Source organism: Methylobacterium sp. J-070 (genome assembly GCF_022829385.1).
In the GTDB taxonomy this organism is placed as follows: Bacteria; Pseudomonadota; Alphaproteobacteria; order Rhizobiales; family Beijerinckiaceae; genus Methylobacterium.
Map to the genome: position 1 here is coordinate 131,889 of NZ_JAKSXX010000110.1, position 25,072 is coordinate 156,960.

Consider the following 25,072-nt stretch of genomic DNA (forward strand, 5'->3'; position numbering starts at 1 on the left):
ACCCCGCGGTTCTGCTATGATCGCGGACGCCGATTCCCACCCCGGTCCCGCCACCATGGATAAGCTCGCCGCCCTCGATATCCTGCGCGCCAACGAGGCGGAGCTGCGCCGCCGCGGGGTGATCCATGCGGCGCTGTTCGGCTCGGTCGCCCGCGGGGAAGAGCAGGCCGACAGTGATCTCGATGTGATGATCGAGATCGATGCGCCCGTCGTCGGCGGTGTCTATGGCTATGTCGGACTCTGCCACTTCATCGAGGATCTGTTTCCGATCCGGATAGACGTGGCGAACCGGGCGGCCCTGAAGGATCGGGTCCGCACGCGGGCCGAGCGCGATGCCGTTTTCGCCTTCTGAGCGCGAGCGGACCGCCTGCTCCGACATCATCGTCAACGCGCAGCGCGTCGCCCGCTTCGTGGCTGGGTTCACGTTTGAGACGTTCGAAGCGGACGAGCGCACCCACTTCGCGGTCGTGCGCTGCCTGGAAATCGTTTCGGAGGCGAGCCGTCGATTGAGCGCCGAGATGAAAGCTCGGCATCCGGCGGTGCCGTGGCGACAGATCGCGGATGCGGGCAACGTCTATCGCCACAGCTACCATCGGGTGACCCTGGACATCGTCTGGCTCACCGTCCACCACGAGCTGCCCGTCCTCGTCTCGGCCTGCCGCGTCGAGCTGGACCGCGCGCCCGACCCCTGATCGCCCCGAGACGCCTGCGCCCATGACCGTCGAGACCGCCGCCGCCAGTCCCAAGAAGGTCGGCCCGGGCGATCAGGTGATCCTGGTCGACGGCTCGTCGTTCATCTTCCGGGCCTATTTCCAGTCGATCAACCAGGATCAGAAGTACAATTCGCGGCCCTCCGACGGACTGCCCACCGGCGCCGTGCGGCTGTTCTGCACGAAGATCGCCCAGTTCCTCCAAGAGGGCGCCGCCGGCACGATGCCGTCCCATCTCGGCATCGTCTTCGACAAGTCCGAGGGCTCGTTCCGCAAGGAGATGTTCCCCGACTACAAGGGCCACCGCCCCGATGCCCCGGACGACCTCAAGCGCCAGATGCCGCTGATGCGCGACGCGGTGCGGGCCTTCGGCCTGCATGCCGTGGAGCTGGAGCGCTACGAGGCCGACGACCTCATCGCCACCTATACCCGCCAGGCCGAGGCGCGGGGCGCGGGCGTCATCATCGTCTCCTCCGACAAGGACCTGATGCAGCTCGTCGGGCCGCAGGTGCGGTTCTACGATTTCGAGTCCGGCGCCAAGGGCAAGGCCGGCTACCGGCCCGAGCGCAACCTCGACGTCGACGCCATCGTCGCCAAGTGGGAGGGCCTGCAGCCGAACCAGATCGGCGACGCCCTGGCGCTGATCGGCGATACCTCCGACAACGTGCCGGGCGTGCCGGGCATCGGCCTGAAGACCGCAGCGGCGCTGATCAAGGAGTTCGGCAGCCTGGAGGCGCTGCTGGAGCGGGCGGGCGAGATCAAGCAGCCCAAGCGCCGGGAGACCCTGCTGGCCAACGTCGACCAGGCCAAGCTTTCGCGCAGGCTGGTGGCGCTGATGGAGGACGTGCCGGTCCCGGTGGCGCTGGACGAGCTGACGGTCCCCAAGCCCGATCCCGAAAAACTCGTCGGCTTCCTGAAGGCGATGGAATTCAACACGCTCACCCGCCGCATCGCCCAGATGCTGCACGTGGATCCGGAAGCGGTGAAGCCCGATCCGCGGCTCCTGCCGGGCGCCCGTCCCCATGGCTACGCCAACGGCGCGGGCGGCAGCGACGCGGTGCCGTTCTTCGGCGACAGCGTTCCGCAGGATCCCGAGACCGCGGCGGCCGGGACCGAGCGGCCGCCGGGCGCCGCCCCGCCCGAGGGCGGCGAGATCGACCCCTTCGCCGATCTCGACCTGCCGGACGCGCCGGCCAAGCCCCGGGCGCCGGTCGAGGCGACCCCCGGCAACGTGGTGGCGGCGCGCGCCGCCGAGGCGGTGGCGCCCTTCGACACCGCCGCCTACGAGACCGTCGCCAGCCTGGAGCAGCTCGACGCCTGGATTGCCGAGGCCGAGGAGGCCGGGGTGATCGCGGTCGACACCGAGACCGACGCCCTCGACGCCCACAGGGCCGGCCTCGTCGGCGTCTCTCTGGCGGTGTCCACCGGCCGGGCCTGCTACATCCCGCTGGCGCATCTCCAGGCCGCCAAGGTGCAGGCCGACGCCACCGACCTGTTCGGGGAGGGCGCCGCGGCCTCGGACGTCGCCGAGCCGGTGCCGGGCCAGATCCCGCTGGACCAGGCGATCGCCCGGCTGAAGCCGCTCCTGGAGAACCCGGGCGTGTTGAAGGTCGGCCAGAACCTGAAATACGACTGGGTCGTGCTCGCCCGCTACGGCATCGAGATCGCGCCGTTCGACGACACGATGCTGATCTCCTACGTGCTCGACGCCGGCAAGGGCGGCCACGGCATGGACGAGCTCGCCCGCCGCCATCTCGGCCACCAGCCGATCACCTTCTCGGACGTGGCCGGCACCGGCCGCAACAAGGTCAGCTTCGACCGGGTCGCCATCGACAAGGCCACCGCCTACGCGGCCGAGGACGCGGACGTGACGCTGCGCCTGTGGCGGATGATGAAGCCGCGCCTCGTGGCCGAGCACCGGGTGGCGGTCTACGAGACCCTGGAGCGGCCGCTGCTGCCGGTGATCGCCCGGATGGAGCAGCGCGGCATCCGGGTCGACCGGGAGATGCTGAGCCGGCTCTCGGGCGACTTCTCGCAGATCCTGGTGCGCCTGGAGGAGGAGATCCAGGAGGATGCCGGGGAGAAGTTCTCCGTCGGCTCGCCGAAGCAGATCGGCGACATCCTGTTCGGCAAGATGGGCCTGCCGGGGGCCAAGAAGACCCCCTCGGGCCAGTGGGCGACGCCCGCGACCCTGCTGGAGGAACTGGCCCAGGCCGGGCACGAACTCCCCAAAAAGATCCTGGAGTGGCGGCAGCTCTCGAAGCTGAAATCCACCTACACCGACTCGCTCCAGACCCACGCCGACCGCGAGACCGCCCGGGTCCACACCTCGTTCTCGCTGGCGGCGACCACCACCGGGCGGCTGTCCTCCTCCGAGCCGAACCTGCAGAACATCCCGATCCGCACCGAGGAGGGCCGGCGCATCCGCCGGGCCTTCGTGGCGGCGCCCGGCAACCGGCTGATCTCGGCGGATTACTCGCAGATCGAATTGCGGCTGCTCGCCCACATGGCCGACATCCCGGAACTCCGGAAGGCGTTCGAGGACGGGATCGACATCCACGCGGCGACAGCTAGCGCGATGTTCGGCGTGCCGCTCAAGGAGATGACCGCCGACCTGCGGCGCCGGGCCAAGACCATCAATTTCGGCATCATCTACGGCATCTCGGCCTTCGGGCTGGCCGACCGGCTCGGCATCGGCCGCGAGGAGGCCTCGGCGTTCATCAAGCAGTATTTCGAGCAGTTCCCGGGGATCCGCGACTACATCGACACGACCAAGCGCAGCTGCCGCGACAAGGGCTACGTCACCACCCTGTTCGGCCGGGTCTGCCACTACCCGCAGATCCGCTCCAACAACCCGTCCGAGCGCGCCAGCGTCGAGCGGCAGGCGATCAACGCGCCGATCCAGGGCTCGGCCGCCGACATCATCCGCCGGGCCATGACCCGGATGGAGCCGGCCCTGGCCGCCAGGAAGCTCGGCGCCCGGATGCTGCTGCAGGTGCACGACGAGCTGGTCTTCGAGGTCGCCGAGGACGAGGTGGAGACGGCGATCCCGGTGATCGCCTCGGTGATGGAGGAGGCGCCGGCTCCCGCGCTGACCTTACGCGTGCCGCTGGTGGTGGAGGCCAAGGCGGCGGGGAACTGGCAGGAGGCGCATTGAGGGCGCGGCTGTCGCGCTCGACGCGTGCCCGGTTCCGGCCGGGTGCCCGCGACGCTTCGCTCTGCGGACATGCCGTCCCGCCCTGTTCACGAGGTGCCGCGCAGCCGCCACTGAGGCGGGTTCCGGGGTTTCGGGCAACGTCCGACGGACGCCGGCACCAATCCCGTCCGAGGCGCCGCCCACCGGGCCGTCGGCCGGTCCCTCGGCTCCGGTTCGAGAGCCTTGCGAGACTTCAACCGACCGGGTCGGCCCGACCCCAGGCAATGTGCGCGACGGCTTGACCGCGCGGCCGGTCCGGGCCTGAACAGGATCAAACCGAACGGGAGGACGACCGTGATGCGGGCGCTGCTGTGCACGAAGCTCGAAGGGCCGGAACACCTCGCGATCGTGGACCTGCCCGATCCGGTCCCGGGGCCCGGGCAGGCGCTGGTGCGGATCCGGCTCGCGGCCCTCAACTTCTTCGACACGCTGATCGTGGCCGGGCGCTATCAGGTGAAGCCGCCGCTGCCGTTCTCGCCGGGCGGCGAGGGCGTCGGCGTGGTCGAGGCCCTGGGGGAGGGGGCCGCGGGCGTCGCGGTCGGCGACAGGGTCATCGTCCATGCCGGCCACGGCTGCTGTGCCGAGCGGATCGCCGTCGATGCCGCCCGGCTCACGCCGGTGCCGGACGGGGTGCCGGACGAACAGGCGGCCGGGCTCACCATCACCTACGGCACGTCGCTCCACGCGCTCGCCAACCGGGCGCGCCTGAGGCCCGGCGAGTGGCTCGCCGTGCTCGGCGCCTCCGGGGGCGTCGGTCTCGCCGCCGTGGAACTGGGGCGGCTGATGGGCGCCCGGGTGATCGCCTGCGCCTCCTCGGAGGCGAAGCTCGCCGTCGCCCGCGCCCACGGGGCCGAGGCGGGCCTCGTGTACGATCCCGCGACCCTCAAGGACGCGCTGCGCCAGATCACCGGCCCCGGCGGGGTCGACGTGGTCTACGACGCGGTCGGCGACGCCTACGCGGAGCCGGCCCTGCGGGCGCTCGGCTGGCGCGGACGCTACCTGGTCATCGGCTTCGCGGCGGGCGGCATCCCGCGGCTGCCGCTCAACCTGATGCTCCTGAAGGAACTCGACGTGCAGGGCGTCCACTGGGGCGCCTTCCTCGACCGCGATCCGGAGGCGCACCGGGCCGACCAGCGCCGGCTCCTCGATTGGGTCGCCGCGGGCAAGCTCACCGCGCAGGTGCACGGCGTCTACCCGCTGGCTGCGTTCCCCGAGGCCTTCGGCCTGCTGACCCGGCGGGCCGCGGTGGGCAAGGTGCTCCTGCAGCCCTGAACCGGCGACCCATGCGCGCGATGCCGGACTGCAACGCGAAATTATCCGGACGAAAAGTGCCGTCTTAAGGCTGAACATCGGCGACGCGTGTAATCTCCGTCATGACGAATCATGGTGGTGAGCACGATGAGTTTCAAGAGAAATATAACTTTCCGACTGGTAATGCCGTCATTAATCGGATTTATTCTGTTTTTGATCAGTTCTGTCGGGAATTTGATACAAATCCACGCGATCAACGATTCCGCCGTCGAGACCCGGGACGTCTGGATGGTGAAAGACGCCAAGCTCAACGAGATTCAATTTCTGGTTTTGCGCTACCATACCACAACGATCCGCAAAGTGGTCGCGGTGGATGAGGGCGAGAACCGGGACCTCGACGGCGAGTTCGTCGAGATGGATCGGATCATCCCGGAACGGTTCGGCCAATACCGGGCTCTGGTCGGGTCGCCCCGCGAGACCGCGCTGTGGGACATGCTCGAGGGCCGCTGGAAGGCCTATCTGGCGGCGCGCGCGGCGATCATGGCCGCTCTCGCCCGCGGGGACCGGACAGCGGCCCGCGGCGCCATTGCGCCGGCGCGTCCGCCGCTGGTGGCGACCTTCGAGGCCCTGGGAGACCTGGCGAAGGTGAACGCCGAGGGTACGAATGCCTCGGTCCGGCGCGCCGAGGAGGCGTTCCGGACGGCCTGGTGGGTCACCGTCGCGCTGTCGATCGCCGGCGTGGTCACGACCGGCGCCGCTGTCTGGTGGGTCTGGCGCCACGTGGCGTGGCCGATCCGGTCCATGGCCGCCGTCATGCGGCGGCTCGCCGCCGACGACCTCGATGTCGTGGTCGCCGGTTCCGAGCGCCAAGACGAGGTCGGTGCCATGGCGGCCTCCGTCCAGGTCTTCAAGGACGGCCTGATCCGGGCCCGGACCCTCGAAGGCGAAGCCGCGCGGTCCCGCGCCAGTGCCGAGGCGCAGCGCCGGAGCGGCATGCACCAGATCGCCGACGCCTTCGAGGGCGCGGTCGGCGGCATCATCGGCACGGTGTCGGCGGCCGCCGCCCGCCTGCAGGGCACGGCGACGACCATGACGGACGCGGCCTCCGGCACCACCGACCGGTCCATGCGGGTGGCCAGCGCGGCCGAACTGGCCGCCGCCAACGTCAACACCGCGGCGGCGGCGGCCGAGCAGCTCGGCGCCTCGGTCCAGGAGATCGGCCGTCAGGTCTCGAATTCGGCCACGCTCACCCAGGCCGCCGTCGCGGACGCGGAGGCCACCGCCCATCTGGTGCAGGATCTCAGCGGGGCGGCGGCCCGGATCGGCAACGTCGTGACCCTGATCTCGACCATCGCCGAGCAGACGAACCTCCTGGCGCTGAACGCCACCATCGAGGCGGCCCGGGCCGGCGACGCCGGCCGTGGCTTCGCCGTGGTGGCGGCCGAGGTGAAGGAACTGGCGGGCCAGACCGCGCGGGCGACCGAGGAGATCGGCGGCCACGTCGCGCAGATCCAGGCCTCAACCGGCGATGCCGTGTCGGCCATCGGCCGCATCGGCGGCCGGATCCAGGACATCAGCACCGTGGCGACCCGGATCGCCGGCGCGGTCGAGCAGCAGGGCACCGCGACGCGGGAGATCGTCCGCAACGTCACGCAGGCCGCGCAGGGTGCGGGCGAGGTCACCACCAACATCGCCGGCGTGGCCGGCGCCGCGAAGGAGACCGGAGCGGCGGCGGAGCAGGTCCTCACCGCCGCCTCGGAGCTGTCGCTCCATTCCGAGCATCTCAAGGCCGAGGTGACGCGCTTCCCGCGACCGTGCGGGCGGCCTGAACCGGCCGGGCCGCCCGCGGGGCCGGCTCAGAGCAGCCCGTGCGCCTTCGCGAGGCTGACGAGGTCGGCCTGCGGGCGGGCGCCGATGTGCTGGATCACCTCGGCGGCCGCGAGCGTGCCCAGGCGCGCGCTGGTGACGTTGTCGAGACCCCGGGCGTGCCCGGCCAGGAACCCGGCGGCGAACAGGTCGCCGGCCCCCGTCGTGTCGACCACCGTCTCCACCGGGCTCGCCGCGACGGCGCGGACCTCCCCGCCCTGCACCACCAGGGCGCCGTCGGCCGAGCGGGTCACGAGGCCGAGCAGGTGCCGGCCCCGGGCGTTGCGCTCGTCGCGCAGGGCCGCCACGGCGGCCTCGGGATCGTCGGTCTGGTAGAGGCTCTGGAGCTCGCCGATGTTGGCGAACAGGATGTCGATGCTGCCGTCGCGGATGAGGCCCAGGAATTCGTCGCGGTAGCGGCCGACGCAGAACGCGTCCGACAGGGTCAGCGCGACGGCGTTGCCGGCCTGATGGGCGACCTGGGCCGCCTTGCGGAACGCGTCCTTGGCGGCGGGCGGATCCCAGAGGTAGCCTTCGAGGTAGACGACCCGGGCGGAGCTCACGAGCGCGGGCTCGACATCGGCGGGGGACAGCCCCTGGCAGGCGCCGAGATAGGTGCTCATGGTGCGCTCGCCGTCCGGCGTCACCAGGATGAGGCAGCGGGCCGTGGCCGGCCCCTCGCTCGCCGCCGGAACGGTGAAGCCGACGCCGGTGGCCTTCAGGTCGTGGCTGAACTGGCCGCCGAGCGCGTCGTCCCGGACCTTGCCGACGAAACCGGTCCGGGCGCCGAGCAGGGCCGCGCCGACCGCCGTGTTGGCGCCGGAGCCCCCCGACACGATCGTCCCCGGCCCCATGGCGTGGAACAGCGTCTCGGCCCGCGCCTCGTCGATGAGCTGCATGGCGCCCTTGGCGACGCCCTGCTCGGCCAGGAAGGCGTCGTCCGCGCGGGCGATCACGTCGACGATGGCGTTGCCGAGCACGAGGAGATCGAGGGAGGTTGTCATGCGGGCGTCCTGGTTCGCGTTCGCGCCGCTGTGGCATCCGCCTCGGATCCGATCAAGCCGCGGGCTCTGCGGGGGGCGGCAGATCGGCGAACAGTTCGGCGACCGGCAGGGTCAGTCCGGGTGGGCTCAGATCGAGACGTCCCTCGGTCGCGATACGGGTCTCGATCAAGCCGCCTTCGCCGCGACGATAATGAATGACGATGCGGTTGACCGGATCGAGGATCAGATAGTGGCATAGGCTCGTGACCCGGAAATAGCCGATCAGCTTGGTTCCGGTATCGACGGACTTGGTTCCCGGCGAGAGCACCTCCACAACGATGACCGGGTCCGGTACCTCGACCGCGTCGAGGTCGATCGGCGGCCCGCCATAGACGAGGGCGTCCGGCTCGAACGTCGTCGTCGCATCGATGCGGACCGTCATCCCGTCCGGCATCATGTGGCAGGAGAGCCCGGCCTGCTCGATCGCCCGATTCAGGGCTGTCTGAGCCGCGTACTTCACCAAGCCGTGCCGCGCCCGCTCCGGCGACATCGCGAAGACTTCGCCGTCGACCAGCTCGTAGCGCCCCGGTCGGCCCGCGGCCCAGACCAGGAACTCGTCGACCGTCATCCGGGGCTTCGGCTGTGCGACCATGCCGTGAGGCTAGCACGATTCGCGCGAGCGCTGAGGCGCGCCTCACCCCGCGATCTTCTCCAGGGCCACGTCGCGGGTGCGGGGGCCGAGCAGCCCGACCAGGAGCCCGGCGGCCAGCATCGCCGCGGAGATGAACAGGAACACGCCCGGGGTGCCGGTCTCGCGCAGCACGAAGGCGATCACGAAGCCCGTGAAGATCGCCGAGAAGCGGCTCCAGGAATAGACGAACCCCACCGCCCGGGCCCGGATGCCCGTGGGGAACAGCTCCGCCTGATAGGCGTGGAAGCTGTACGACATGACATTGGAAGCGAGCGTCAGGCCGATTCCCAGGGCGACGATGGCGCCGACGTCCCGGGTCTGCGCGAAGCTCAGCCCGCAGGCGATGTAGACCAGGGCGGCGGCCACGATGACGTGCTTGCGCTCGAACCGGTCGGCGATGATGAGCCCGATCAGCGGCCCGACCGGGGCGGCGAGGGCGATCAGCGCCGTGTAGGCGAGGCTCGACGTGATGGTGATGCCCTGCGCCACCAGCAGGGTCGGCACCCAGTTGGCGAAGCCGTAGAAGCCGACCGTCTGGAACACGTTGAACCCCGCCATCATCAGCGCCCGACGGCGGTACGGCGGCACCCACAGGTCGCCGAACGCGCCGCGCCGCTGCACGGGATCCGGTGCGGCCGGCGGCGGCAGGGGGCGGCCGTACTCGGCGGCGATCCGCCCTTCGAGACGCCGCAGGACCGCCTCCGCCTCCGCGAGCCGCCCGCGCTCGACCAGCCAGCGCGGGCTCTCGGGCAGGCCCGCGCGCATCCACCAGACCCCGATCGCCGCGGAGGCGCCGATCAGCACGACCCAGCGCCAGCCGTCGATGCCCAGCGGCTGCACCGGGATCAGCAGGTAGGACAGGAACGCCACTACCGGCACGGCGGTGAAGCCGATGCCCTGGCACAACGCGAAGGCGCGGCCGCGGATCGCCTTCGGCACCAGTTCCGAGAGGTAGCTGCCGATGGTCACCATCTCCAGGCCGAGCCCGATCCCGGCGATCAGCCGCCAGAGGTTGAGCCCGAACGCCTCGGTCTGGCAGGCCATCACGACGTTGGCGGCCGTGTAGGACAGGAGCGACCACGTGAAGATCGCCCGGCGGCCGAACCGGTCGGCCAGCCAGCCGCAGAGGAGCGTGCCGATGAACAGGCCGGTGAAGAGCGCCGCGACGAAACTGGCGACGCCGCTGGCGCCGAACAGCCCGGGGGTGGTCGGCGTGAGGATCCCGGCCTTCACGAGCCCCGGGGCGACGTAGCCGGTGAACAGCAGGTCGTAGAGTTCGAAGAAGAAGCCGAGGCCGAGCAGAGCCACGAGGCGCCAGATCGTGCGGGTCGGCGGCAGACGGTCGAGGCGGGACAGGATAGCGCCGGGATCGAGGATGGCTCCTTGAGGTTCCGCGATCCGTGTCGTCGCCATCCGCCAACGTCCCTCCATGCCCGATCGTCGCGCCTGTCCGTTGGCCACTGCCGCGGAACCGCCACGCCTGCAAGAGCGCGATGGCGTACGGTAGCGGCGATCTCATCCGAGTCGGTCCGGGGTCGGACGATCAGGCTGGCGATGAAGGTTGCCTGTACGGTACCATCGGATGAGAGTTCGGGAGTTCCTCGACGATCACGGACGGAGCCCTTTCGCCGAATGGTTCGACGATCTGGATGCTCAGGCGGCTGCCAAGCTCGCCGTCGCTCTGGTGCGGCTGGAACAGGGTAATCTGTCCACCGCCAGGACGGTCGGCGGCGGGGTCGAGGAGTACAGGATCGACCGGGGGCCAGGCGTTCGCCTCTAATTCGGTCGGGGTAGGAAACACCCTGATCCTTCTGCTCTGTGGCGGGACCAGGCGCCGACAGCAGAGCGACATCACCAAGGCGCGCGGGTATTGGGCTGCGTACAAGAGCCGCAAGGAGGCGTGATGGCTCTGACGCGCAGCTTCAGAGAAACCGTGAAGGCCCGGGCCGACCGCGACCCGGTGTTCCGCGCCGCGCTTCTGACGGAGGCCGTCGAACTGTTGTTGGCAGGGGAGGCGGAGAGCGGGAAGGCGCTGCTGCGCGACTGCGTCAACGCCACGCTCGGGTTCGAGCAGCTGGCGCAGGAGACGGGTTCGACCTCCGAGAGCCTGATGCGGATGCTCGGCCCGTCCGGCAACCCGACCGCCACCAACCTGTTCGCGATCCTGCGCAGCCTCCGGAAGGCCGTCGGCGCGAATTAGGCGGTCACGGTCGCCCACTGAGAGCGGGCGTCGCCTTCAGGCCCCGAACACCGACCAGCCCATGCGCTGGGTCAGGCGCTCCAGGGCGACCCGGCCGAGATGGGAATTGCCCGCCGCGTCGAGCCCCGGCGACCAGACCGCGATCGAGGCCTTGCCGGGGGCCACCGCCAGGATGCTGCCGCCGACGCCGCTCTTGCCCGGCAGGCCGACCCGATAGGCGAATTCCCCCGAGCCGTCGTAGTGGCCGCAGGTCAGCATGATCGCGTTGATGCGCCGCGCCCGCTCGACCGAGACGACGTTGTGCCCGGTCGAGGGATTGCGGCCGTTATGGGCGAGGAACCGGCCCGCCATGGCAAGCTGGCGGCAGTTCATCGCGATGGCGCAGTGGTGGAAGTAGACGCCCAGGGTGTAGTCGACCGGATTGTCGAGGACCCCGAACGACTTCATGTAGTTGGCGAGCGCGGTATTGCGGTAGCCGGTGCGCTTCTCCGAGGCCGCCACCCGCTCGTCGATCGTGATCGTCGGGTCCTGGGCCAGGAACTGCATGAACCGCAGGATCTCGCCCAGCGCCTCCCGGGGCTCGTGGCCCGAGAGGATCACGTCGGTCACCGCGATGGCGCCGGCGTTGATGAACGGATTGCGCGGCACCCCGCGCTCGCGCTCCAGCTGGACGATCGAGTTGAACGGGTTGCCCGAAGGCTCGCGGCCGACCCGCTTCCACAGCCGGTCGCCGACCATGCCGAGCGCCAGGGTGAGCGTGAACACCTTCGACACGCTCTGGATCGAGAACGGCGTCTCGCTGTCGCCGCCCGCGCAAACGCGGCCCTCGGCGTCGATCACCGCGATGCCGAACCGGTTCGGGTCGACCCGGGCCAGTTCGGGGATGTAGTCGGCGACCGCGCCCCGGTCGGTGCGCTGGGCCATCTCCTCGGAGATCTCCCGGATGACGAGGGCGAGGTCGGGCACGGTCGGGGCTCGGGCGTCGGGCGGCGTCGGAACCGGACCGGTCTGCGACGCCTCGGGTGATGCAAGTTCAGGTCCGGTCTTTGCGCGCGGGACCGCCGATCGGCACCGGTCCGGGCCGGCGGGCGGCGGCGTCCTGACCGATGCGCGCGCGACGCACCGGACGTCCCGTCAGCCGGACCGCAGCCCGGCCGGTAGAGCCGCGCGCGCGGTCCCGAGGCGGACCAGCGCGGGTCCCGCGGATGCGTCGCGCGACGAGTCCCGCTCAGGCGGCGGCGAGCGCCGTGCCCATGGATTCCTTCTTCATCAGCTCCCGGAAGAAGCCGTCGAGATGGGTCAGCTTGTCGGGCGAACCGTCCTGGGCGATGCGGCCGCCCTCCAGCACGACGATCCGATCGAAATCCTGCAGGGTCGACAACCGGTGCGCGATGGCGATGACGGTGCGGCCCTTCATGAGGTTCGCCAGGGCGTGACGGATCGCCTGCTCGGATTCGGCGTCCAGCGCCGAGGTCGCCTCGTCGAGGAGCAGGATCGGCGAGTTCTTGAGGATGGCCCGCGCGATGGCGATGCGCTGGCGCTGGCCCCCCGAGAGCTTGACGCCGCGGTCGCCGACCATCGTGTCGAACCCCTCCGGCAGGGCCTGGATGAAGTCGGTGCAGTGGGCCGCCTCGGCGGCCTTCCAGACGTCCTCGTCGGTGGCGTCGGGCCGCCCGTAGCGGATGTTCTCGCGCAAGGACCGGTGGAACATCGACACGTCCTGCGGCACGACCGTGATCGCCTCGCGCAGGGACTCCTGGGTCACCCGGTCGATGTCCTGGCCGTTGATGCGGATCGCGCCGCTCTGCACGTCGTAGAAGCGCTGGATCAGCGAGAACAGGGTCGACTTGCCGCCGCCCGACTTGCCCACCAGGCCGACGCGCTGACCCGGCTCGATCACGAGGTCGAAATCGGTGAAGACCGGGCGCCCGTCCGGGTAGCTGAAGGCGACGTGCTCGAACTCGATCTTCGCGCCCTGGCCGGTGAGCGGCTCGGCTTCCGGATGGTCGACGAGGTCGTGGGGCTGGAGCAGCGTGTGCAGGGCCTCGGACAGGCGGGCGGTGTGCTGCGTCGCGTCCACCAGCGCCACCGCCAGATCGCGGGTGGCGGCGAGGATGCGGATGCCGAGGGTGCAGACAAGGACGACCTGGCCGTTGGTCGCCTCCTTGGCCTCCCACATCTGGATCGCCCAGTAGAGCAGGCCGAAGACGGCGAGAACGGTGAGCACCGCGTGGACGATGCGCAGCTTCTCCAGGTAGAGGAGCGACGAGCGGCGGGCCCGCATCTCGGTGGCGATGGTGCCCTCGAAGCGCTGACCCTCGCGCTTGAACGCCGAGAAGGCCCGCACGAGCGACATGTTGCCGACGAGGTCGACCATCTCGCCGTCGACGGACGCAGCCTTGGCGGCGAAGTCGTGGTGGAGCGGCTTGCCGGCCGAGGCCATCTTGAACATCAGCACGACGACCGCGGCGAAGACGCCGGCCAAGATGGCCGCCATGGTGCCGTTGACCGTGGCGATGTAGCCGATCGACCCGAAGGCCGCGACGGTCGGCGGCATCACGTTGAACACGAACATGTTCTCGACCGTGAAGATCGCGTTCGAGGTCGCCGTGATGCGCGATGCAAGGGTGCCGGGCTGCCGGTCGGAGAAGAAGGTCGGGGAGTGGCCGGTCAGGTGCCGGAACAGGTCGCGCCGGATGTCGCCGGTGATGCCTACGAAGGTGAAGGCGCCCGTCAGCGCCGCCACGCGCCAGAGCATGTTGTCGGCGGCGATGAAGGCGATCAGGACCGTCAGCGCGCTCCAGATCAGGGTGTTGCCCGGGCCCGGCCCCTTGGTCAGGGCATCGACCACGCCCTTGAGGGCATAGTCGGTGGAGACCGAGAAGCCGACGGCGCCCAGCACGGAAACCAGGATGACCAAGTGCGGCAGCCAGCGGCGGCGGAGATACCGGCCGACGAAGGCGAAGGGCCTGTCGGCGTATCGGTGCAGCTCTTCCATCGCGGTGACCATTCCGTATTCGCGCGGCTTTGGCTTACAGGCCGAGGCGGAGTGCAACGCGGGCGCAGTCTGACCCGCAGCGGCAACGCGAGAGCGTTGCCATATGTTTCACCCGACTGCACTCGCGATGCGCTTTTACCTGGACAATGTGAACGCCGCTTGAGCGGCGCGGAAACATGCAAGCGAATCCGATGCCGCGGCCGGTCAGGCCGCGGGCTCCGCCTGACGCGTCTCCGGCATGATCAGCGCCACCAGCATGAAGGCCGCGAAGCCCACGACGGCCAGACCCAGGAAGGCGCTGTGGCTGCCGAGACGGTCGGCCATAATCCCGGCCAGCGAGGTCGAGAGGGCGGCGCCGATGCCCATTGCGGTGCCCACGGCCCCTAGGGCCAGGTTGAAGCGCCCGGTTCCACGGGTGAGGTCCGAGACGATGAGGGGCACCATCACGCCGAGGACCGAGGCCGAGATCCCGTCGAGGACCTGGATGACGACCAGGCCGTAGGGGTTCGTCGTATAGGCGAGCAGGAGGCCCCGGACGGGGAGCGCGGCGAAGCCGAACAGCAGCACGGGGTAGCGGCCGAACCGCTCCGCCGCCCGGCCGACCGCGGGGGCGCTGACGGCCAGGACCGCCTGCGGGACCATGATGCAGGCCGCGACGAGGGCGGTCGCGGTCTCGCTCGCCCGCAGGGTCAGGACGCTGCCCACCAGCGGCAGCATCGCGGCGTTGGCGAGGAAGAACAGCACCATGCAGGCCGAGAAGGACAGCAGCCCGCGGTTGGTCAGCAGCGCCCGCACCCCCTCTTGTCCAGAAGGCGGCGACGCCTCGGCCGGCGGCGCCTCGCGCAACACCCCCGGATCGATGTCCTGGGCCCGGATGCGGGCGAGGGCGATGATCGTCGGCACGACGAGGGCGGCCGTCAGGTAGAACACCGCGCCGTTCGAGAGGTAGTAGCCGATGGCGCCCATCCCGGCGGCGCCCAGGGCGTTGCCGAGCGCCGCGAAGCTCGCGTTGCGGCCGAGGCGCTCGCCCGCCCGGGCGCGCCCGACGAGGCCGATGCTGATCGCCGCGATGGCCGGCGTCAGCACGCAGCTGGCCGCGGAATGGATCGCCATCGCCAGGAGGACGACCAGAAAGCTCGGCCAGACCGCCAGGGCGAAGGCGCTCCCCGAGATGCCGAGGACCGCCACCGCGGCGGCGAAGCGCTTCGAGCGCACCACGTCGACGAACGCCCCCCCGGGCACCTGCCCGAGGAGCGCGACGAGGCTGCCGACGGTCAGGGCGAAGCCGATGTCGGACTGGGTCCATTTGGCCTGCGAGAAATAGACCGCCAGGAACGGCCCGAAGCCGGTCTGCAGGTTGGCGACGAAGAACGCGAAGGCGTCGAGGCCGTGGCGGCTCGCCGCCGTGATCGCGCGCCCGGAGGCGGTTCCGGCCGGCGGCGCCGGATCGCGCGGGCGCTCCATCGCCGGATCCTTCAGGCGGACGGGACGGGACCGGGGATCCTGCCGGGACACCTCGCGCTCGCGGGCGGCGGCGGCGGGTCTGACCTTCAATCGGGCCACCGTCATTTATCCGGCGCCTTCTCCGGAGGGGTGGCGGGCGCGGCCGGGGCAGTCGCGGCGGGCGCGGCAGGAGCCGGCTGCGTCCCGGAGGGGGCGATGCCGGCCGGCGCTGCGGCGGCCGGGCTCGCCGCCTGGTCACCCTCGGCGGCGGGGGCGGCCGGACTCGCCGGGCCGAGAACCACGATCGGCTCGCCGGCCTTGTACTCGGGCGAGACACGGACTTGGTTGCGCGTCAGTGCCACGGACAGTTTCCGCTCCTTGCCGCCGTCGGCGGCGAAGCGCAGGGCGCGCCAATCCACCGCGATCTTCCGGGTGCCGACGCCGAGGAAGCCGCCGAAATCGATGATCGCGGCCCGGGGATGGCCGTCCTTGTCGATGATGATGTCGATGACGCGCCCGAGTTCGTCGCCTCCGGCACTGCGCACGCTGCGGCCGAGCAGGCTCTCGTAGTCCTGCGTGTCGAGGACCGTCGCCGGGGTGCCCTGCTGCTGGGCCTGCGGCGCCGGGATCGGCGTCACCGGGGCGGCCGGCGGGGTAGCGGGCGCGGCGGCGGAGGGGGGCGCGAGAGACTGGGGCGCGGCTTGGGTGTTCGGAGACGGCGCGGCGGCCGGGGCCTGCGGCTGGCCGGACGCGCCCTCGCTTCCGCCGGGCTGGACCTGCGCCGCGGCTCCCGATGCCCACAGGGCGAGCGACACGGCCGCGATCATCCGGATGGTTCTGAACACGCTTCGTCCTCTGAGGAAGGGTCGGGTCAGGCCGGTACGCCGACGCGACCGCGACCGAGTCGGCCGGGTTGAGGTCCGCCATCGGCAGGAGGCCGCCCGCGGTCAGCGGTCGTGGCGCAGGACCTGGGCGAAGTTATGGACCCACTGGTCCAGGCCGCAAGGTTCGGGCCGCCACGGGCCGGACGGTCGGCCGCAGCTCTGTCTGGTTTTCGCCGCATCGCCAGCGTAGAGAGCGGATTAAAGCCCATGCGAGCCGCGGACAGCACCGCGGCCCCTTGCGAGGACCATACGATGTCGCCCCTTCCCCCGTCGAAAAGCGCCGCGGCGCGCGGATTCGTGCTCGCCACCGTGCTGGCCGGCCTGATGGCGGGTTGCCAGGCCCTGGGCGGGGGCGGCGGCGTGATGCCGGATACGCAGGTCGGGCCGCCGCCCTCTCTGCGGAGCTCCCTGCCCAATCGCGAGGCGCGCAATGCGGGGGTCGATGCCGACGGCCAGCCGCTCCAGACCGCGCCGACGAGGCAGCTCGCCATCCCCAAGAGTGCCGGCACCGGGACGCGCTCGGCGGACGCGGGCGACAGGCGGATCCGCCGCGAGGACCTCGACGGCGGCAACGCCGCGGTGGGCGGCAGCGGCAGCGGCGGTGCCATGGGCCCGATGCTCTCTCCGGGCGGCAGCGTCGGCCTCGGCGGCAAGTTCTAGAGGCAAGTTCCAGCGGAACGGGCCCGGGGCGCACGTCGCCCCGGCTCGGGAGGCGGCGACGCGGCCCGTCAGGCCGTCGGCGCCCGTCCGCCGTAGAAGCCCTCGATCCGCCCGCCATAGGTCGGGTCGGCGAACCCGTCCTCGCCCGCTCCGTGGCTGGGCGCTCCAGCGAGGCCGGCCGGGTCGATGTCGATCACGTAGCCGCCCAGCTCGGTGCTGTAGGTCAGCGCCTTCCAGGGCAGCGGATGGTGGTTCTCGCCGAGCCCCAGGAAGCCGCCGAAGGCCAGCACCGCGTAGGCGACCTGTCCCGAGATCTTGTCGACCATGAAATTGTGGACGGCACCGAGGTGGCGGCCGCTCCGGTCGTAGACCGCCGTTCCCTCGACCTTGTTGGAGGCGATCAGCCGGCTGGTCTCGTCGATGGCGATCCCGGGTCCGGCGGGGTCGAGTTCCAGGCTGCCGGGTTTCCTCACGGCGCGCTCGGTGGGCAGGTCCGTCGGCATACGCACTCCCGGGTGATGGACGCGGCGGGACGGCATGTCGGTGTCCCTGCGGACTAAGCGGGTCGGCCGACGCAGGTTCCGCAGGCTTCGGGTCGGGGCGCCCGGTCCCGGCCCTCGATTACGCGTCAGACATCGGCCGGCATCCCGGCATCGGCGCGCCGTTCGTTGATCCGGTCGCGGACCGCGCGGTTGGCGAGCAGCATCTCGATGCCGAAGGCCACGAGGGCGCACAGCGTGCACAGGATCGCGGATCCGAACAGGCCGAACAGCAGGGTGGCCACCGTGCTGTCGCGCAGGGCTCCGACGAACAGCGTCAGCACCGACCCGCAGGTCGCGACGCCGCCGAGGGCGGCCAGGAACACGGCGGCGTCGAGGGCGAGCGAGCGCAGGTGCAGCCGGTCGAGGCGGCGGCCCAGCAGGCGCCGCTCCGCATCCCCCGCACCGGCGAGCAGGCTCGAGACACGCTCGGCCTGGTCCGCCACGCGGGCAAGCCGGGCGCCGAAGACGTTGAGCAGCGTCGCGATCCCGGACAGCAGGAACACGGGGCTCAGCGCCACCTGGACCACGTGGGCGGTGCTCTCGAGAGCCGCGGGGAGGATCGGGTCGGTCATGCGCCCCGGCAGATGCACCGGGCCGAGGCGAGGGGCAATCCCGCCGGCCTCAGAGCAGGCCGCGTCCCGGTTCCGGCCCGGTAGCAGCCGGCTCCGCACGAACGCCGAGCCCCAGCGCCATGACGAGGCCGGTGGCGAGCAGCAGCGCGAGGGTGAGGGCTGGAGCAAACATGCCTGTACTTCAGGCGCAGGATTGTTAAGAGCAGGTTTCGCGCCCGCGGATCCGGCCAATAATCTTTCGGACCGCGCCGACCGGCGGCTTCCAGCGTGGATTTCCGCGCCTGCCTTGTGGATGAGAGCGCCGCAGAGGCAATTTCCCCTTGGAACGGCGGCGGCACCGCTTAGTTGCTGCTATGCTGGCTCGGCCGCGGGGCGATCATGCCCTGGCCTGCGGCCCGAGAACCGGAGGAAGTTTATGGCCACGAAGACCGAGAAGGCTGCACCGAAGGCGGCCAAGACCACGAAGCCCGAGGCGAAGGCCGCTCCGGCCAAGGCTGCGAAGCCCGCCGCCCCGAAGGCCGCCGGCACGAAGCCGAACGCCCTGCAGCAGCCGCTGAAGCCCTCGGCCGACCTCGGCGCGATCGTCGGCACCAGCCCGCTCCCGCGTGGCGAGGTGGTCAGCAAGGTTTGGGATTACATCAAGAAGCACAACCTTCAGAATCCCGAGAACAAGCGCGAGATCATGGCCGACGACAAGCTCAAGAAAGTCTTCGGCAAGGACAAGTGCTCGATGTTCGAGATGAACAAGCACCTCGCGGCCCACCTGAAGGCCTGATCGCACCCTAGAGCCAGGCCCGGCGCGTCGCCCGGGACGTCGGCTCTAGGAGCGTCGGCGCTCCGCCTGTCGGAACCGACGGGCGCCATCGTGTCGAGGGTCGCCGCAGGCGGGAGCCCGGAATCCAGAGCCGCAGGTGCCCTCGGATGAGGCGGGCTGGCCCGTCTCGATCGGGAGCGTGCCGGCGGCTTCGGATTCCGGGCTGCGCCGCGCGGGCCTGTCTCGAACTGGCGTCCCCGGCCTCGATCCGGGGATCGTCCGGTCGGCCTGGTCGTTCAGGCCAGGCCCTGTAGGACGCCCCCGTCCACGCGCACCGCCGACCCGGTGGTGGCGCTCGCCGCGGGGCTGCAGAGATACGCGACGAGGTTCGCCACCTCCTCCACCCGCGCGAGGCGCCGGATGAGCGAGGACGGACGGTGCTCGGCGACGAACGCCCGCCCCATGGCGTCGAGGTCGGCGTCGGCCTGTCCGCCGGCCATCTGCGTCATGAACTCCGCCACGCCCTCGGACAGGGTCGGGCCCGGGAGCACGCTGTTCACGGTCACGCCTGAGCCGGCCACCGTCTGGGCGAGGCCGCGGGAGATCGCCAGCTGGGCAGTCTTGGTCATCCCGTAATGGACCATCTCGGTCGGCGTGTTGATGCCCGACTCGCTTGAGATGAAGATCACCCGGCCCCAGCCGCGCTCCGCCATGCCGGACGCGTAGGCGCGGGACAGGCGCACGCCGCTCATCACGTTGACGTCGAAGAAGCGCTGCCAGTCGGCGTCCGGGATCTCGAAGAACGGCTTCGGCTCGAAGATCCCGGTGTTGTTGACCAGGATGTCCACCGCTGGCAGGGCCCGGACCAGGGCATCGACACCCTCGGCGGTGGAGACGTCGCCCGGAGCCGCGAAGGCGCGGCCGGATTTCGCTTCCCCCCGGAGCTTCGCCAGCGCGGCCTCGACGCGCTCGGGGGTGCGGCCGTTGATGCCGACCTCGGCGCCGAGGTCGCAGAGTTCCCTGGCGATGGCGTAGCCGATGCCGACGGTCGAGCCGGTGACGAGGGCCTTCCGGCCGGTGAGATCGAGATCCATGGCGCTCTCCCGTACGTGATCCATTGCGTCAACGCGTGCCCGCCCGGTCGGTGGCACGCCGGTCCTGTCTCGAGCGCTCTCCGACGAAGCGGTCCCGGGTCGTCGGAGAGCGCGTCTCAGCGAGCGCTCTAGCCGCTCCGGCTCCGCCTCAGGACGCTGGCGCAGCCGCCGACGACCGCGAGGGCGACCGCACAGGACAGCGACAGGGTCACGGCCCGCTCCGGGCCGAGCCCGTGGGTCAGGCCGAAGATCACCGCCACCAGCGCGGCGCCGAGGGACTGGCCGGTGAGCCGCGCCGTCGACTGCATCCCGCTCGCACCCCCGGCCCGCTCGCGCGGCGCGGAGGTGACGATGACCTTGTTGTTCGGCGACTGGAACAGCCCGAAACCGAGACCGCACAGGGTCAGGCGCCAGACGATGTCGAGGGTGGCGGGGGCGTCCGGCAGCAGGGTCATGCAGACGAGGCCGGACGCCAGCATGGCCAGACCGATCCCGCCGAGGATGCCGGGCGGGTAGCGGTCGGCGAGGCGCCCGGAGACCGGCGCCATCGCCGCCACGGCGATCGGCCAGGGCGTGAGCAGGAAGCCGGTCTGCGTGCTGGACAGGTGCAGCACGTCCTGGAAGTAGAACGGCAGCGCCACGTAGGAGATCATCTGGGCACAGAAGGATGCGACGGAGGTCGCCATCGACAGGGCGAAGGCCGGGATCCGCAGCAGGTCCACCGGCAGCAGCGGCGCGGGCAGCCGGATCTGTCGCCGGACGAAGGCCGCGCCGATCACGAGGGCGCCCACGAGTTCCGCGGCGGCGACCCGCCGGCCGTCCGGATCGCCCAGGCCGTCGATGCCGATGATGAGCAGGCCGAAGGTCAGCGCGTTCAGGACGGCGCTCACGAGATCGAAGGGCCGTCCGCTCGCCGGCGTCGCCGGCAGGGTGCGGGACGCCACCGCCAGGGCCAGCAGGCCCACCGGGATGTTGACCAGGAACAGCCAGGGCCAGGTCGCCACCGAGAGGATCGCGGCCGCCACGGTGGGGCCGGCCGCCGAGGCGACGGCCACCACCAGGGCGACGTTGGCCACCCCCTGGCCGATCATCCGGTGCGGGTAGATGAAGCGCACGAAGCCGATGTTGACGCTCATGATCGCCGCGGCGCCGAGGCCCTGGACGATGCGGGCTGCGATCAGCAGGGGCAGGCTCGGGGCGACCGCGCAGGCGAGCGAGGCGGCGACGAAGACGGCCAGCCCCGGCAGGTACACCTTTCGGAAGCCGAAGATGTCGCCGAGCGCCGCAAAGGGCAGGAGGCTCGCGGTGACGGCGATCTGGTAGGCGTTGACCACGAAGATCGCGTCGGCCGGCCTGACCGCGAGGTCCTTGGCCATGACGGGCAGCGCCACGTTGACGATCGCCCCGTCGAGCACCGCCATGGTCATGGCGAGCGCGATCGCCGCCATGGCGAAGACGCGCTCGCGGGGCGGCAGGCCGTCATGGGTGCTGCCCGGCGCGGCGGAGCCCGGACCGGTCGGGACTTGCGCCATGATCACGCGCGCTCCTGCGGCGTCCGGAGGGCCCGTGACGTCGATCTCTGGGGACATCCGGGCGCAGGATGCACCGCGGGATGCGGTTCCCTGTCGCCCAGGAGCCGCGGCCCGTCGAGGGGCGCGGTGTGTCCTATGTCACGGCGCGGGCGGATCCCGGCGTGACGGTGATGCGCGCGCGGCCGCTCACCCGTCCCGGACTGGGGCGCGGTGCCGGATGAAACGCTACGCCGATGCCCGAGGCTGGCGCGTTTCCCATCCGATGCGGATCACGAAGCGCGACGCGCGCTCCTGCCCCTTGCGGGGCGGAGGTGGAGGTGGGGGTGGTGCAGACGGCACCGCCGAGCCGCATCCGGCACCACCCCCTGACCCCTCCCCGCAAAGGTGAGGGGATGCGCGCCCAGACCGTCGAGCGCGTGATCCCATTCAACCCGACATTGCTCCGTTGCGTCGGGGACGGCGTCCCCGGGGACGGGCGCGATCGCCGCCGTGCCGCACCTCGACAGGTCGGCCCACGCCGGGATCGGTCACGCCAGCATGTAGGTGAGCAGCGAGCGGAGCTGGGCCGGCTTGATCGGCTTGCGCACGAGCTCGGCGCCGGTCGCCGCCACCTGCGCCTCGACCGCGCCGGTATGGTCGGCGGTGGTGACGATCACCGGGAGCGGCGCGCCCCGCAAGGCGGAGAAATACGCCGCCACGGCGAGCCCGCAGGCGCCGTCGTCCAGGTGGTAGTCGAGCACCAGGATGTCCGGGGGCGCGGCGCCGGCCTCGATGGCGGCCCGCACCCCGGCGAGGTCCCGGAAGGTCGAGACCCGGGCGTCCCAGTTCTGCAGGAGGCGCGCCAGGGCGTCGGCCGTGGAGGCGTCGTTCTCCACCACCAGGACATGCGCCCCCGAGAGCCGGGTCGCCACCGGGGCGGGGGGCGCCGCGGCGGCCGGGACGGCGCTCACCGGCAGCGCCAGCGCGACCCGCGTGCCGTGCCCGGGCCGCGAGCGCAGGGTCAGGGGATGATCGAGCGCCTGGGCCATCCGGCGGACGATCGACAGCCCGAGCCCGAGCCCCGGTTCGTCGCTGGCGCCCGTCCGGGTGCCGCCGCGGAAGAACTCGTCGAAGACCAGATCCCGATCCTCGGGGGCGATGCCGCAGCCGGTATCGGTGACCTCCACCCGAACGCCGCCGTCCCGGGGCCGCGCCGCCAGGACGATCCCGCCCGTGCGCGTGTACCGCACCGCGTTCGAGACGAGGTTCTGCAGGATGCGCCTCAGGAGCACCACGTCGCTGATGGCGGCGAGGTCCGGGCAGCGCACGGAGAGGCGCAGGTTCTTGCGCTCGGCGAACGGCTTGAAGCTCTCCGCCAGTTCCGCCAGCAGGTCGGGGAGGAAGATCGGCTGCAGCTGCGGCCGGACGATGCCGGCATCGAGCTTGGAGATGTCGAGGAGGGTCTTGATCAGGTCCTCGATGGTCTGCAGCCCGCGCTCGACCTGCCCGGCGATCGTGCGGGCCTCCGGCGGCACGTCGAGGTCCGTGAGTGCCGAGATCGACAGGCGGGCGGCGTTGACCGGCTGCAGCAGGTCGTGGCTCGCCGCCGCCAGGAACCGGGTCTTGGAGCGGTTGGCGGTCTCGGCCTCCTCCTTGGCGATCGCCAGCGCCTCGTTGGAGCGCTCCAGCCGGTGCATCAGCCCGGTCAGCTCCTCGGTGCGGGTGCGGACCCGGCCCTCCAGCATGATCGCGGTCTGGAACAGCGAGTAGGCGCTGCCCCGCTGATCCATGGAGCGCTCCACATGGGACATCAGCGCGGCGTTGATCCGCTCGAGCTTCTCGATCCGCCGGTGCAGGGACGCGTCGGTCTGGAGGCCCTTCGGGTGCAGCGTCATGACGCGACCGGGGCCGCGGACGCGCCGTCGGCGAGGGTCCGGCCGATGGCGATGCCCGTGAAGGTCTGGTTCAGGTGCATCGCCCGGTATTGCTCGCCGAAGGTCTCGAACCCGACGACGTTGTAGCGGCGATAGAGGTCGGTGATCCCCTGGCGGACCTGCCGGCTCTCGGCGTCGAGGCGGCGCAGCACGCACTCGAATCCGATGATCAGGTCGACACCGCCGAGCAGCGCGTCGAGGCGCGCCAGCTCGGTTCGGGTCGAGGCGACGATGTCGCGGGGCTCGGCCAGGGTGAGCACCACGCCCTCGTCCACCGCGCAGAAGAAGCTCAGCGAGCCGTCCTCGTTCATCCGCCGGATCGAGCGGCAGAAATACTCGCCGCCGACCTTCACGGCGAGCGGGTAGGCGGCGAAGCTCATCGGCGACAGGCCCTCGGGGTCGAGGCCGATCGCCATGGCGTACTCCCGGGCCGCCGGCTCGGCGTTCAATTCGTGCACGGTGCGGCGCTCGCCGTCCGAGGCTGTGACCACGAACTTGGTCTGCGTCGGCTCGAAATTGTCGCTCTTGAAGATCTCCACGGCGAAGTCCGTCTCGACCACCACGAGAACGGCGGCGTTGCGATGGATCCGGCCGCCGTGGAGCAGCACCGCGTCCCGGAAGCGCAGGTCGTCGCCGGCCGAGCCGCCGACGATCGGGATGCCGTCGAGCGCCCAGGCGATGGCCGAGATCACCGTCTCCTCAGCGTTGGCAAGGCCGTCGATCAGGGACAGCGCGAAGCGGCGGCCCTCCGCCCCGGGGTCTGCGTCGCGGCACCGGTCCTGGGGGTCCAGGGTCCGGCGGAGGGCGCGCACCGCCGAGGCGGTCCGCTCCACGTCGAGATGGTCGATGGCGTCGAGCACCGTGGAGACGATGCGGAACCGCGCGACCGGGAACGCGATGGCGACGAGCCCGCGATCCAGGCCGGCGGCCGGCGCGATGCCGCCCGACATGGAGCACCCGGCCACCGGCACGCCGGGGAAGCGGGCCGCAAGTTCGCCGGCCAGAATCTCGGCGTCGTAATCCGCGGAGAAGAACACGACGATCTGAGACAGCGCGGCATCGGCCACGGCCCGGGCGACGTCCGACACCGCGTCGGCGGCCGAGGCCGCGTCCGTCCAGGCCGTCCGGATGCCGCACAGATGGCGGCGCTCTCCCGGTCCCTGAGCCACGTTTCCACTCCCGGCGACACCCTTGGCGGGCTTGGTGCCCACTCTTGCGCGTCTTGCCGTGAGTATGTCGTGCGCAACCGAGCGGTGCAACGGGGCGCGCCGCCGCTCGGTCTGGTTCGCGCGGATCTGCATCCCCGGGCGGGCAACGTTCTGCCGGGACTACGGCGGTGCGTGCGGGTTTTCGCTGCCCTCCGGGGATCCGGGCCACAGGGCCGACGGGAACGCCGCTTATCCGCGTTGCCCACAACGTTAACCTTTTGTTAATCGGCGGATTGCCGCCGGGCCCCCGGCGTGAGAGCTTTCGTTAACGAGAGCTTAACGGTTGGGTCACGGCGATGCGGTCCGCGGTTTCCAAGATGCTGGGTCTGGTTTCGGGCTCCGCATCGCGTCGGCTCTCCCGCGGTCGGCGCACCGCGACCGTCCTCGCCCTGGCGGCCCTCGGGGTCGCGGGCCTCGCGACCGGGCTCGCCGCGCAGACCCTGGCGAGCCTTCCGAACGAGGTCGGGGCGCGTCTTCAGGGTGAGGCCAAGCCGATCGCCGCCTGGGTGACGTTCTGCCAGTCGTACGCGGCCGAGTGCGCGGTGGACCGGGGCGAGCCGGCGCGGATCAGCCTG

23 protein-coding genes and 2 pseudogenes are annotated in these 25,072 nt (G+C 71.2%); 11 read left to right on the forward strand and 14 right to left on the reverse strand.

What is annotated here, in order from left to right; translation table 11 throughout:
- Window positions 1-16 precede the first annotated feature (16 nt).
- The 5 genes and pseudogenes from MKL01_RS08735 (at window position 17) to MKL01_RS08755 (ending at window position 6,986) form a co-directional block, all read left to right on the forward strand.
- Window positions 17-352: a nucleotidyltransferase domain-containing protein gene (locus MKL01_RS08735; protein ID WP_313901443.1), complete on the forward strand. Its 336-nt coding sequence runs from the start codon at window positions 17-19 to the stop codon at window positions 350-352.
- Window positions 333-692, forward strand: coding sequence for a DUF86 domain-containing protein (locus MKL01_RS08740; RefSeq protein ID WP_243904820.1), 360 nt, complete (start codon window positions 333-335; stop codon window positions 690-692). The genes MKL01_RS08735 and MKL01_RS08740 overlap by 20 nt, the downstream gene beginning before the upstream one ends.
- A 22-nt stretch (window positions 693-714) precedes the next feature.
- On the forward strand, window positions 715-3,867 hold the full coding sequence (polA, locus tag MKL01_RS08745; protein ID WP_243904821.1) for a DNA polymerase I: 3,153 nt from the start codon (window positions 715-717) through the stop codon (window positions 3,865-3,867).
- A gap of 336 nt (window positions 3,868-4,203) precedes the next feature.
- Entirely contained in the window at window positions 4,204-5,178 is a 975-nt protein-coding gene (locus tag MKL01_RS08750) for an NADPH:quinone oxidoreductase family protein (RefSeq protein ID WP_243904822.1), read from the forward strand.
- Between the two features lie 126 nt (window positions 5,179-5,304).
- Window positions 5,305-6,986: pseudogene (locus tag MKL01_RS08755) on the forward strand (methyl-accepting chemotaxis protein).
- A gap of 27 nt (window positions 6,987-7,013) precedes the next feature.
- On the opposite strand, the gene MKL01_RS08760 reads toward MKL01_RS08755, so the two are convergent.
- From MKL01_RS08760 to MKL01_RS08770, 3 genes are all read right to left on the reverse strand, one after another.
- The gene (locus tag MKL01_RS08760) at window positions 7,014-8,027 is read right to left on the reverse strand and encodes an adenosine kinase (RefSeq protein ID WP_243904823.1); all 1,014 of its coding nucleotides are present in this window, start codon (window positions 8,025-8,027) and stop codon (window positions 7,014-7,016) included.
- A gap of 52 nt (window positions 8,028-8,079) precedes the next feature.
- Complete coding sequence (locus tag MKL01_RS08765; protein ID WP_243904824.1) at window positions 8,080-8,634, reverse strand: Uma2 family endonuclease; 555 nt, start codon at window positions 8,632-8,634, stop codon at window positions 8,080-8,082.
- A 66-nt stretch (window positions 8,635-8,700) separates the two neighbouring features.
- Window positions 8,701-10,110: an MFS transporter gene (locus MKL01_RS08770; protein ID WP_243904825.1), complete on the reverse strand. Its 1,410-nt coding sequence runs from the start codon at window positions 10,108-10,110 to the stop codon at window positions 8,701-8,703.
- Window positions 10,111-10,279: 169 nt separating this feature from the next.
- On the opposite strand from MKL01_RS08770, the gene MKL01_RS08775 reads away from it, so the two are divergent.
- Together MKL01_RS08775 and MKL01_RS08780 are read left to right on the forward strand one after the other, a co-directional pair.
- A complete protein-coding gene (locus tag MKL01_RS08775) occupies window positions 10,280-10,477 on the forward strand; it encodes a hypothetical protein (RefSeq protein WP_243904826.1) in 198 nt (65 codons plus the stop codon).
- 123 nt (window positions 10,478-10,600) lie between these two features.
- On the forward strand, window positions 10,601-10,897 hold the full coding sequence (locus MKL01_RS08780) for a DNA-binding protein (protein ID WP_243904827.1): 297 nt from the start codon (window positions 10,601-10,603) through the stop codon (window positions 10,895-10,897).
- A 36-nt stretch (window positions 10,898-10,933) separates the two neighbouring features.
- On the opposite strand, the gene MKL01_RS08785 is transcribed toward MKL01_RS08780, so the two are convergent.
- From MKL01_RS08785 to MKL01_RS08800, 4 genes are all read right to left on the reverse strand, one after another.
- Entirely contained in the window at window positions 10,934-11,863 is a 930-nt protein-coding gene (locus MKL01_RS08785) for a glutaminase (protein ID WP_243904828.1), read from the reverse strand.
- 262 nt (window positions 11,864-12,125) lie between these two features.
- Entirely contained in the window at window positions 12,126-13,895 is a 1,770-nt protein-coding gene (locus tag MKL01_RS08790; protein ID WP_243904829.1) for an ABC transporter ATP-binding protein, read from the reverse strand.
- A 204-nt stretch (window positions 13,896-14,099) separates the two neighbouring features.
- Window positions 14,100-15,464: an MFS transporter gene (locus MKL01_RS08795; protein WP_243904830.1), complete on the reverse strand. Its 1,365-nt coding sequence runs from the start codon at window positions 15,462-15,464 to the stop codon at window positions 14,100-14,102.
- Window positions 15,461-16,165, reverse strand: coding sequence for a PRC-barrel domain-containing protein (locus MKL01_RS08800; protein ID WP_243904849.1), 705 nt, complete (start codon window positions 16,163-16,165; stop codon window positions 15,461-15,463). The genes MKL01_RS08795 and MKL01_RS08800 overlap by 4 nt, the downstream gene beginning before the upstream one ends.
- Window positions 16,166-16,474: 309 nt before the next feature.
- On the opposite strand from MKL01_RS08800, the gene MKL01_RS08805 reads away from it, so the two are divergent.
- Complete coding sequence (locus MKL01_RS08805; protein WP_243904831.1) at window positions 16,475-16,882, forward strand: hypothetical protein; 408 nt, start codon at window positions 16,475-16,477, stop codon at window positions 16,880-16,882.
- A 68-nt stretch (window positions 16,883-16,950) separates the two neighbouring features.
- On the opposite strand, the gene MKL01_RS08810 is transcribed toward MKL01_RS08805, so the two are convergent.
- The 3 genes from MKL01_RS08810 to MKL01_RS35690 form a co-directional block, all read right to left on the reverse strand.
- Entirely contained in the window at window positions 16,951-17,385 is a 435-nt protein-coding gene (locus MKL01_RS08810; RefSeq protein ID WP_243904832.1) for a PRC-barrel domain-containing protein, read from the reverse strand.
- 125 nt (window positions 17,386-17,510) lie between these two features.
- Entirely contained in the window at window positions 17,511-17,996 is a 486-nt protein-coding gene (locus MKL01_RS08815; protein WP_243904833.1) for a DUF2721 domain-containing protein, read from the reverse strand.
- A 49-nt stretch (window positions 17,997-18,045) separates the two neighbouring features.
- Window positions 18,046-18,168: a hypothetical protein gene (locus tag MKL01_RS35690; protein ID WP_279604479.1), complete on the reverse strand. Its 123-nt coding sequence runs from the start codon at window positions 18,166-18,168 to the stop codon at window positions 18,046-18,048.
- A 243-nt stretch (window positions 18,169-18,411) separates the two neighbouring features.
- Here MKL01_RS35690 and MKL01_RS08820 point away from each other — a divergent pair, with 243 nt between their 5' ends.
- Window positions 18,412-18,771: an SWIB/MDM2 domain-containing protein gene (locus tag MKL01_RS08820; RefSeq protein ID WP_243904834.1), complete on the forward strand. Its 360-nt coding sequence runs from the start codon at window positions 18,412-18,414 to the stop codon at window positions 18,769-18,771.
- A gap of 275 nt (window positions 18,772-19,046) precedes the next feature.
- Here MKL01_RS08820 and MKL01_RS08825 read toward each other — a convergent pair whose 3' ends face one another.
- A complete protein-coding gene (locus tag MKL01_RS08825) occupies window positions 19,047-19,844 on the reverse strand; it encodes an SDR family NAD(P)-dependent oxidoreductase (protein ID WP_243904835.1) in 798 nt (265 codons plus the stop codon).
- Between the two features lie 128 nt (window positions 19,845-19,972).
- Window positions 19,973-21,376, reverse strand: coding sequence for an MFS transporter (locus MKL01_RS08830; protein WP_243904836.1), 1,404 nt, complete (start codon window positions 21,374-21,376; stop codon window positions 19,973-19,975).
- Window positions 21,377-21,456: 80 nt separating this feature from the next.
- Here MKL01_RS08830 and MKL01_RS08835 point away from each other — a divergent pair, with 80 nt between their 5' ends.
- Entirely contained in the window at window positions 21,457-21,597 is a 141-nt protein-coding gene (locus MKL01_RS08835; RefSeq protein ID WP_243904837.1) for a hypothetical protein, read from the forward strand.
- Between the two features lie 306 nt (window positions 21,598-21,903).
- Here MKL01_RS08835 and MKL01_RS08840 read toward each other — a convergent pair whose 3' ends face one another.
- Window positions 21,904-23,250, reverse strand: a complete 1,347-nt coding sequence (locus MKL01_RS08840) for an ATP-binding protein (RefSeq protein ID WP_243904838.1) — start codon at window positions 23,248-23,250, stop codon at window positions 21,904-21,906.
- Window positions 23,247-24,458, reverse strand: a complete 1,212-nt coding sequence (locus MKL01_RS08845) for an FIST signal transduction protein (RefSeq protein ID WP_243904839.1) — start codon at window positions 24,456-24,458, stop codon at window positions 23,247-23,249. Before MKL01_RS08845 ends, MKL01_RS08840 begins: the two co-directional genes overlap by 4 nt.
- A 335-nt stretch (window positions 24,459-24,793) precedes the next feature.
- Between MKL01_RS08845 and MKL01_RS08850 the strand changes: the two are divergent.
- A pseudogene (locus MKL01_RS08850) lies at window positions 24,794-25,072 on the forward strand (transglutaminase-like cysteine peptidase); the annotation flags it as partial.